Consider the following 9,779-nt stretch of genomic DNA (forward strand, 5'->3'; position numbering starts at 1 on the left):
AACTCAGTTATACTGTTGTACAATAAAATACTGTAAGTTTATCGAATTATAGTTGATTTATTTTCTGGGTGCTGTTAAACCGGGGTAAATTCTCGAAGGTAGTCCAGGAGTTGTTATCAACCCAGGAGAACCAACTCTCCCATAGTTGGGATTATTAGTTAATGATTGAATAACTTGGGGATTCAAGCCTAATTGAGGTAAGTTAAACTGCTCTGTGGCTGTTCTCCCTAAATTTGATAATACACCAAGGTTTGTTAAATTTGTCCCAAAATTAAATGCTCCAGGTTGAGTTAGATTTGTGAGTAAATTAGTATCAATCTTGCCACCAGTAATGGCGATATTTCCGGCTTGGGTAAAGTTATTAATTTTCTGAAGAGAAGAGACAACACCATTGATAGTTATAGGCGTATTATTAAAAAGTAGAGAATTACCATCAGCAGTTTGTGATCTCCCAGTTATTAAACCAGATAAAGTCCCAATTGTCGGTTGACCATTTTGGAGAATACCTGCTAAATTACTAACTTCTTTTAATTGTCCAGTCCCTTGAAAATTAGATATTCTACCAATGTCAGTTTCTAAATTAAATGAGTTAACATCTAACCCAGTTAATCCATTAAAAACAGGTACTATGGGATTGTCATAGTTATAATTCAGATTTCCAGATAGATTACCACCTTGAATCATGATTTGCCCTTGAACAGGTAAACTAGCAGCTAAAATATAACTACTAAATATTCCCACTTTTAAAATATTACTAATAGATTTAGTCCACATTTTTTTTGCAACTCCTATTATAGAAAAATTTGTATTTTAATTGGTAAGAATATATCTTTAGAAACTAAAAGTTGTTCGGAGAACACCAATGGTAATCATGTCGCTATTCGGGCTATGTCTTGGCTCAAATATCAAGATTACACCAGGAGTAATATTAATATTATTTGACATTCGATAACGATAAAAAGCTTCTACATGAGTAGTAGTTCCTGGTTGTCCTCCCGCACTACCAAGAGAATCTTTAAGAATACCTGGAAGATTATTACCTGTTGGTAAATCACTACTAACAATTTTCGGAGGTTGTCCGACATAAATTCCCCCCAAATTTCCTTGTCCCAATAAATCAGGAAAGTTAAGAAAAGCCATCCAATTATTAGTTTTTACACTCCCTGATTGTCCAGGTATGCGAGAAGTCGTAAAACCTCCCCAACCACCTATTGTCAACTTAGGATTAACCTGCCAAGATGCAGTAGCACCAAAAGCATCAGTTGTCAGGGGACTAGTAGAAGTAGGTGTATAAGCCAATAAATCATCACCAATTCCAGTTCCTAAAAATCCTGTAGTCGAGTAGGAATTAATATAATTTAGTGCTACATCAATATTATTAGTAGGAGCAAGATTTAATTGCACTCCGGTGGCATTTCCCCCATTAAATAATCCGGCATTTTGGCTACTATCGGCGGATTTACTCGCTGTATAAACTGCTTGTAAACTAATTCGTTTATTCATTTGCCAATCCAAGCCCAAACCACCTGTACCATTACCAATTGCTAAAATTGGGTTACGTTGAGCAAAGGTAGAAATGGGACCTTTACCTGCACTTTCTATGCGGTTTGCTCCCCGAAAAGTGTTGATAGGATTAACCCCTGCTGGACCAACTATTACTGCTACTTTATCACCTACTAAAAACCGATAATTGAGGTCAGTTAAAACTAAGCTATTATCTGTATTACCTTCATAAGCTAATCGGGTATCGTTGGTGATTCGGGGGGCATTGAAACTAGCTGTACCCCCATTACCAGCTTGTAATCCTGTTACTAAAAAGCTGCGGTTTTTAAATTGGGTAAGTAGTGTGAGTTGAACATTACTAATAACGTTAATTTTTGTCCCGTTATCTATTGTTTCTTTAATCCCATCTTTTGGTGACAAATCTGCACTATTTTCACTCCGTCCTTGAATACCAAAAATTGCTTGTCCAAATAGTTTGGTAGTTGTGGAAAATTGATTTGCTTCTAGTTCTGTGGTTTTTGCCTCTAAAGTATCTACTTTTCCCCGGAGTGTGGCTAATTCGGCTGCGAATTCTTCTGTAAGTTTTTGTAATTTAGTGAAATCTTCTTTTGTTACTGCATTACTTGCACTTGTAGCTATCAATTCATTAACTCTATCTAAACAAGCATTTAACCCAGCAGCGAATTCATAGCGCGTTAAAGCTCGATTTCCTCGGAAAGTTCCATTGGGATATCCAGCAATGCAAGCATATCGTTCAACTAGAGATTGTAAAGCCTGAAATGCCCAATCTGTGGGTTCTACATCTCTTAATTGAGAAACTGATGTAACTTGTTCTATCTCTAATGAATCAACATTTTCGGCATTAGCTATAGCATGACTAAATAAGGCATAAGTTAAATTAACTACAGATACCAGTAATATTCTTGTGATTAACTTGATCATCTTTGCTTGCACACCACACATTAATAAGTGATGATAGATTAATGTTTTTATTTTCGCAATACTTATGCAATATCAGAGACAAAATAAGATAATTTTGGTTGTTTTTGCGTTGAAACAACCAGAAATAATTAAGCTATGATAAAGTTAATTTATATTATTTTGTTTCAAATTGTTTAAAATCTTGCCAAAAGTCCGCTTCTAATGCCTTTGGTAACATCATAACCCAGTCTATAAAACGGTAAAGGTTACGAATATCCTTTTCTGGCATTGTTCATACAATGCCGTGCCGTCAATGGCACAATCTTTCACTATGTGTAGGCCTTTACAAGAACTGATACCAAAAATATGTCGTTTTGATATTTTAGGATTATAGTTATAGAACCAACTCTTAGTGCGTCTGACAATGGTTCTTCCCAATCCACTATATACTACAGACTGCGGTGCGGCTTATCTTGGTGATTCCCTACAATTGCTGGATCAACTGGAATCTGACTCAATAGATTTAGTGCTGACATCACCACCTTTTGCCTTGCAACGCAAAAAGGCTTATGGCAATGTAGAGCAGGAAGATTATGTTGATTGGTTGCTTGAGTTTTCCAAAAAAGTTTATCGAGTTCTGAATTCAACTGGTAGTTTCGTACTTGATTTAGGTGGAGCTTATGAAAGTAAACGTCCAGTTCGCTCTCTCTATAACTATCGAGTTTTAATTAAACTTTGTGATGAATTGGGATTTAGGTTGGCTGAAGAATTTTTTTGGTATAACCCAGCTAAACTACCTTCACCAATTGAGTGGGTTAATAAGCGAAAAATTCGAGCAAAGGACTCTGTAAATACCGTCTGGTGGCTCTCAAAAACTGATCATCCTAAAGCAAATGTTAGTAATGTTTTAGTCCCTTACTCTGAGCGAATGAAGAAGCTACAGGCAGATCCTCAAAAATACTATACACCGAAAGAAAGACCTTCAGGCCATGATATCAGTAAGAATTTTGCTACTGATAATGGTGGTGCTATACCATCAAATTTGTTAGAGATTGCAAATACTGAAAGTAATTCTAGTTATATTCAATTATGTAAATCTATTTCCATACCCCCTCATCCAGCGAGATTTCCTCAAAAGTTGCCAATGTTTTTCATTAAATTTTTGACTGATCCTGGAGATAAAGTTCTAGATATATTTGCAGGCTCAAATACTACAGGTTTTGCGGCTGAACAGATAGAAAGAAGTTGGATTGCTTTTGAAAAAGAGCCATCTTATTTAGCATCTTCAGCTTTCCGGTTTCTAGATAAAACTCAAAGCTCGAAGGAGGCTCTGACTCTTTATGAATGTCTTCTTGCTCAAAAAGAATCTGTTTGTTTAACTACTTCAAAGCAATTAGCTTTGAAATTATGAAGGTTACTTTAAATTGGCAAATTTCCTGGAATTGTTTGTTGATTCTGTTTAGGATAAACCAACTCACCTTCTTTTTCTATTAAACTTAAAGGGATTTTAGGATTATTAATAGATTCCATTCCGCCACGTATTCTAGATTCCCAGTAACTGAACTTAGTTTCAAGTGAAGTAGGGTCAACTCTGTATATAGCTTTTAATAAAATTCCTTCATAAACAGCAATATACCAAGCTTTTACAGCACGATATTTGGCTAAGATATCAAGGTTAAGATGATGATTTGTGGTGACACTTTTACTTAAAAGTTTATTAATTGTTTTTAATTCATATTCATTTTTTTCTGCATCAATTGCATCATTGCCTTCACGTCCAGGTGATATCCGCAAACCAAGTAAGATTAAAACTTGAAGAACTTTCCCTCCATTGTCTTGAAAAACATCATTAATACCATACTCATTTGCCAGACTCTGTAATTCCTGAATAGCCCCAAGTGCTGTCTGTAATCGTTCTAAATCTGAACGGCGCTCTTTAGTTGTGTTAACTGCTTCCTTAACAGGTTCAACAAGAGAGGGAAGAACTACCGGAGTTTGTAATTCAGTGAGAAAGTTTGTACTGATATCTGTTTGGGGTGTGACATTCATTAAGTATGGTACTGACACTTTCAGGGCTTCAGCAATATCTAAAATTGTTTCAAAAGACGGAGCGCGTTCACCTCGTTCTATGTAGCTAATATGCTCAACGGATTTATCAATATCCTCTGCTAACTGCTCTTGTGTAATACCTCTGTCTTTGCGAAGGGCTTGGACTCTATCACCAAAAAGCTGTTTAACTTCTTTATATCTTTCAAAACTCATAAAAAACTAAAACGAACTAAAAGTACGTCTTGAATCTTATACAAAGCATCAAAATGTTAAAACGAACTAAAAGTACGTTTATGATTAAGTTTGAATAAATTTATTTAAACTTATAAAAGCCTAATTCACCTTCTCTCAACAACAATTATAGGTGTACAAAATCTGAGAAAAATCCAACCGTTTCAGTGCAGAAGGTTGAATATAAAAGTTACCAACTCCCTCATCTCCCCACATAATTGAATGCTCATCATCAGAGTTCATTTGCAATAGCAGAAAATCATAACCTTCCTCTTCCTGCAAATCTGCACGATCATCATTTTGCACAAATGCGGGATATCCTCCTAAACAATGTCCTCCTAATGATTCCTCATATTTTTCTTCATATTCATTGAGAAAATCATCTACAAGTTCTTCTAAAGAATTTTCCATTGCTTTGGTTAGATTATCTTGTTGAAAGATGGGAAAATGGCTTTTAACTAAGTTTCTAAACCGATAATCTGATGCACACATAGGAGTTGATTTAATAGCGAAATTCAAACCCAGACAGTCTAATAATGGCAAACCTATTCCTGGAGGTAAAAAATCAAAGTTATCTAGGAGATTATCAATATTTAAATCTGGTTCAGGAAAGTAAATAACTCTAAAGGTAGTTTGTTTTAATTGGGGATATTCTTCAATTCCATAGGCTGTTTCACCTCCGGCTTCAATATAAAACTGAAGAATCCCTTTTTCTGGTAAATCTTCTAATTTAGGAGTTTCAGCAAAGTTGATTTGTGCTAAAAGATGGAGGGGTGTACCATCTGGGGCTTCAGGATAGGTCGTATTTTTGGGCAGGTAAGGTAAACCACCAAATTTACTTTGCCATAGGGTAGTTTCTGTTGTTGAAGATGGAGTAATTTCTATATAAGGTTTGATAATTGCATTGGCAAATTCATCTACTTGATTTTTTAATTCTAAGAACATTCCATACAATTCATCTGGAGTGAGATCTTTGTTATTTTCGTCTACGGTCACAGATTCGATATCATACCAACCGTGTGTGAGTAATTCTTGAATACTTTGATTAAAAAAAGCTTCTGCTTCTGCTTCTGAAGAGAATTTATGCAGTTCTTGATAATGGGTAACATTGCAGCCATCTAGGTGAATGGACGTTCTCAGGGAACTTAATCTAAATATTTTATTGCATTTCATGATAATTAACCTTAGATGTGATTATGAATGATACTGGTAATATTTGAAGGGTCTTTCTTTTATTTGTAGTAAGTATTATTTTAAAATCATATTTTGCCACATACTCCAGTTTCATTAATTCGGAAAACGTGCAGTTTGACGTTTGGGTATTTTTGATGTGCTTGTTGTGCGGCTAATAAGGGATCTTCATGAATAAAATATTCACGGCTATTTGGCTCAATTGCTATGTACCAGTTATAGTGAGTTTTAATGAGTTCTGCTTGTAACTGCTCAAAAATTATTTTACAGTTTTGAGACAATGTTTCCCGTTCAGTCTGCCATTGTGCTTTCTGTTCTTGAGTCCATTGAATTTCTGGGAAGATTCTGCCTCTGCGGACTGTATGAGTAGATTTTGTTTCTGGCATAGCTTCGTTGTGTATTAATGAAAAATATATTATTCCATTTTATCGCATTTTTTGATTAATTTATTCCAAATTGATATGTTGAAAATTATCAAGATGAAAAATTCGTAATTGATAATTCTTGAAATTACGAATTACGAATTTTTAATTACCTATGCTGTCAGTTTAGCTAATGCCTTTTCTACAGCTTTTAATGCTTGCTTGATTTCTGCCTCTGTGACAATGAGAGGGGGAACAAACCGCACTACTTTAGGACCTGCGGGAACAAGTAATAAACCTTCTGCCATTGCAGCTTTGACAACTTCACCAGCAGTTAAGGGAATATCGGCTTTGATTTCCATGCCGCTAATTAAACCCCAACCGCGTACTTCTGAGATATGCTGAGGATATTGACGAGCGATCGCTCTTAATCCTTCTCGTAAATGTGCGCCCTGTTCTCTGACATTCTCTAAAATATTCTCTTTTTCCAAAGTCTCACACACACTCAGCGCCACACCACAGACAAAGGGATTACCGCCAAATGTACTTGCGTGTTCTCCTGGTTGGAAAATATCGCAGAATTTCTTACTCATCATCGCACCGATGGGAATACCACCGCCCAAACCTTTCGCACTGGTGAAAATATCTGGTTCTACTCCCAAATGTTCATAACCCCATAATTTGCCACTGCGTCCCATTCCAACCTGTACTTCATCAAAAATCAACAAAATACCGGTTTCGTCGCAAATCTCCCGTAACCGCTTAAAGTAGGCAATATCCCCAGGACGAACGCCACCTTCTCCCTGTAATGGTTCAATTAAAATTGCCCCTACCCGATAATTACCTTCATCTAATTCAGTAACAGCGGCTTCCACTGCTCTAATATCGTTGTAATTTACATAGTGGAAACCAGGAACTAAAGGATCAAAATGCTTTTGATACTTTGGTTGTCCAGTGGCAGTCACGGTGGCTAAAGTCCGTCCGTGAAAACTGGCATGAGCAGTTAAAATGATCGGGTGGGCAATTTCTAGGACAGTGTGGGCATATTTCCGCGCTAGTTTAATGGCTGCTTCGTTGGCTTCAGCACCAGAATTGCAGAAAAATACTCTATCCGCACAGGAATGATTAACAATCCATTTCGCTAATTCACCCTGTTCAGGAATATAGTACAAATTAGAAACATGATGCAATTTCTGGATTTGTCTAGTTACAGCCTCTACCATTGCTGGATGGGCGTGTCCTAGAGTACAAGTGGCAATACCCGCGACAAAATCCAGATATTCCTTGCCCTGACTATCCCAAACACGGCAACCAGCACCCCGTTCCAAAGCCAAAGGAAAGCGACTGTACGTAGACATAACAGCCGTATCAAAGCTATCAACATCAAAAGGTGTAGATGGCATAATACCTGACTCCGAGGGGTTCATGGCTTGTTCAATTAGAGTTTGGACGCTCACTACCGCTACTCCTGAAAAGCTTTTATCGTAATACTTTACTAGGTTCTGGGAAATCTTTCAAAATTTCTGATGGTTTTAGGAGGAGTCACCGAGTCAAGAAGAAGAAAGAGGAAAGAGAAAAAAGGAGGAAAAATTACCCATAATTGTGCAAATATTATTTATTCTGAACCCTTATGGACTTCCAATTAAAAAAAGTTTCTTGTGGTACGGGCATCTTGTCCGCTAAATCATTAAGGACGGGCAAGGATGCCCATCCCACAAAATTGGGTAATTTATTATTTGTCGTCCCTGATGTCGGGAGTTGTTTAATTTTTAATTCTTAATTTTTAATTGCCTGTGTATTCTACCCTTGAACAAAAATATCAACGGATTCAAAAAGAATTAATGGCTGGGGCGCTTGCTTTAGCTGGTATTTCCCTAATTGGGACTTTATGGTATTCCCTGGTTGAGGGCTGGAAATGGGAAGATGCAGCTTACATGACTGTAATTACTCTAGCAACTGTCGGTTATGGAGAAACTCACCCATTAGGTAGTCGAGGGCGTTTATTTACCATTGTCTTAATTTTAATGGGTGTGGTGAATCTTACTTATATTGTTAATAGATTTACAGCCGCAGTCATTGAAGGTTATTTTCTAGAAGGAATTCGACTCCGACAACAAAGGCGTTTAATGGAATCATTATCAGAACATTATATTATCTGTGGATTTAGTCGCACTGGGCGACAAATTGCTAAGGAATTTCAGGCTGAAGCTGTTTCTTTTGTGATTATTGATTCGGAACTTGAATCTGTCCAAAAAGCTCAGGAAATTGGTTACATTGTTTTTCAAGGTGATGCGACGTTAGATGATACTTTGTTAAAAGTTGGCATTACTAAAGCAATTTGTATTGTGGCGGCTTTACCTTCAGATGCGGAAAATTTATATACTGTTCTCTCAGCAAAAACTCTGAATCCAGACATTCGAGCGATCGCTCGCGCTAGTACGGAAGAAGCGGTACAAAAGTTACAACGCGGTGGCGCAGATGCCGTAATTTCACCGTATATCACTGGCGGCAAACGCATGGCAGCAGCAGCCCTCAGACCGCAGATTTTGGACTTTGTAGATGGGATGCTTTCTGGTACAGACCGTCAGTTATATATGGAAGAATTTTTACTAGATTCCGATAGGTGTCCCTTTGTCGGTCAAAGTTTACAAAAGGCAAAATTGCGATCGCAATCAGGAGCATTAGTTCTGGCAATTCGTCGCCTTGATGGTAAACTCATTGGTGGTCCAACTGGAGATACTGTTTTAATGTCGGGAGATACATTAATTTGTATGGGTACGGCTGAACAATTGCGGGATTTAAATCAAATTCTTGGTCCGATTAATTCTATTCCCCTCAAACGTCCGAAAAATAGCTAAAAGCAGACTTATTTTGCAAGTTGGAAGATGGTAAAATTACTGTGTCTTTTTTGTATAACTTGTAAAATCATGAAACTAGCTTTAGTAGCGACCACTATTTTTACCTTGACTTTAGGATTGTACACACCAAAAGTTACTGCTGCACCTGCAAACACACCCAAGACTTTTACAGAATGGTGTGAACAAAAAGGAAGTTTACCTCAAGAGACAAGACACACGGTTGAAGTATTATTAAAAGTTGCCAAAACACAAAATTGTAGTCAAGCTAATCAAATATTGACTAATTTGACTTCTCTTGGCCTTAGTGAAAATAAAATCAGCGATATCAAACCTTTGTCTAATCTCACTAAATTGACTTCTCTTGGTCTTTCAAAAAATAAAATCAGCGATATCAAATCTTTGTCTAACCTGACTAAATTGACTTCTCTTGGTCTTTCAAAAAATAAAATCAGCGATATCAAATCTTTGTCTAACCTGACTAAATTGACTAAACTTGACCTTGTGGGAAATCAAATCAGCGACACCACACCTTTATCTAATCTGACTAAATTGACTTCTCTTGACCTTTGGGGGAATCAAATCAGCGATATTAAACCTTTGTCTAACCTGACTAATTTGACTTTTCTTAACCTTGTGGGAAATAAAATCAGCGATATCAAACCTT

Annotated in this window: 9 protein-coding genes; 3 read left to right on the plus strand and 6 right to left on the minus strand. The window is 36.8% G+C overall.

The window, feature by feature from the left end; genetic code table 11:
- Positions 1-57: 57 nt before the first annotated feature.
- Both FJR09_RS07375 and FJR09_RS07380 read right to left on the minus strand, forming a co-directional pair.
- Positions 58-774, minus strand: coding sequence for a hypothetical protein (locus tag FJR09_RS07375; protein WP_015078964.1), 717 nt, complete (start codon positions 772-774; stop codon positions 58-60).
- Between the two features lie 57 nt (positions 775-831).
- A complete protein-coding gene (locus tag FJR09_RS07380; RefSeq protein ID WP_174782912.1) occupies positions 832-2,445 on the minus strand; it encodes an iron uptake porin in 1,614 nt (537 codons plus the stop codon).
- Between the two features lie 403 nt (positions 2,446-2,848).
- Between FJR09_RS07380 and FJR09_RS07385 the strand changes: the two genes are divergently transcribed.
- On the plus strand, positions 2,849-3,835 hold the full coding sequence (locus tag FJR09_RS07385; RefSeq protein ID WP_168653485.1) for a site-specific DNA-methyltransferase: 987 nt from the start codon (positions 2,849-2,851) through the stop codon (positions 3,833-3,835).
- Positions 3,836-3,843: 8 nt separating this feature from the next.
- Here FJR09_RS07385 and FJR09_RS07390 read toward each other — a convergent pair whose 3' ends face one another.
- From FJR09_RS07390 to FJR09_RS07405, 4 genes are all read right to left on the minus strand, one after another.
- Complete coding sequence (locus FJR09_RS07390) at positions 3,844-4,686, minus strand: helix-turn-helix domain-containing protein (RefSeq protein ID WP_015078961.1); 843 nt, start codon at positions 4,684-4,686, stop codon at positions 3,844-3,846.
- 135 nt (positions 4,687-4,821) lie between these two features.
- Positions 4,822-5,877 carry a YwqG family protein gene (locus FJR09_RS07395; RefSeq protein ID WP_015078960.1) on the minus strand — a complete coding sequence of 352 codons (1,056 nt, stop codon included), beginning with the start codon at positions 5,875-5,877 and terminating at the stop codon, positions 4,822-4,824.
- 86 nt (positions 5,878-5,963) lie between these two features.
- Positions 5,964-6,281, minus strand: a complete 318-nt coding sequence (locus tag FJR09_RS07400; RefSeq protein ID WP_015078959.1) for a hypothetical protein — start codon at positions 6,279-6,281, stop codon at positions 5,964-5,966.
- A gap of 149 nt (positions 6,282-6,430) precedes the next feature.
- Positions 6,431-7,714, minus strand: coding sequence for an aspartate aminotransferase family protein (locus FJR09_RS07405; RefSeq protein ID WP_168651817.1), 1,284 nt, complete (start codon positions 7,712-7,714; stop codon positions 6,431-6,433).
- Positions 7,715-8,050: 336 nt separating this feature from the next.
- Here FJR09_RS07405 and FJR09_RS07410 point away from each other — a divergent pair, with 336 nt between their 5' ends.
- Together FJR09_RS07410 and FJR09_RS24600 are read left to right on the plus strand one after the other, a co-directional pair.
- A complete protein-coding gene (locus FJR09_RS07410; RefSeq protein ID WP_168653484.1) occupies positions 8,051-9,115 on the plus strand; it encodes a potassium channel protein in 1,065 nt (354 codons plus the stop codon).
- Between the two features lie 69 nt (positions 9,116-9,184).
- Positions 9,185-9,779 (plus strand): leucine-rich repeat domain-containing protein (locus FJR09_RS24600; protein WP_217361112.1); only part of this gene is annotated, 595 nt, incomplete at its 3' end.

The sequence above is a fragment of the Dolichospermum sp. UHCC 0406 genome (genome assembly GCF_009712025.1).
GTDB classification, from domain to species: domain Bacteria; phylum Cyanobacteriota; class Cyanobacteriia; order Cyanobacteriales; family Nostocaceae; genus Dolichospermum; species Dolichospermum lemmermannii.

Excerpts from the sequence above, each read along its gene's own strand:
- FJR09_RS07375 (WP_015078964.1), bottom strand. The coding sequence starts at position 774 with ATGTGGACTAAATCTATTAGTAATATTTTAAAAGTGGGAATATTTAGT.
- FJR09_RS07380 (WP_174782912.1), bottom strand. The coding sequence starts at position 2,445 with ATGATCAAGTTAATCACAAGAATATTACTGGTATCTGTAGTTAATTTA.
- FJR09_RS07385 (WP_168653485.1), top strand. The coding sequence starts at position 2,849 with ATGGTTCTTCCCAATCCACTATATACTACAGACTGCGGTGCGGCTTAT.
- FJR09_RS07390 (WP_015078961.1), bottom strand. The coding sequence starts at position 4,686 with ATGAGTTTTGAAAGATATAAAGAAGTTAAACAGCTTTTTGGTGATAGA.
- FJR09_RS07395 (WP_015078960.1), bottom strand. The coding sequence starts at position 5,877 with ATGAAATGCAATAAAATATTTAGATTAAGTTCCCTGAGAACGTCCATT.
- FJR09_RS07400 (WP_015078959.1), bottom strand. The coding sequence starts at position 6,281 with ATGCCAGAAACAAAATCTACTCATACAGTCCGCAGAGGCAGAATCTTC.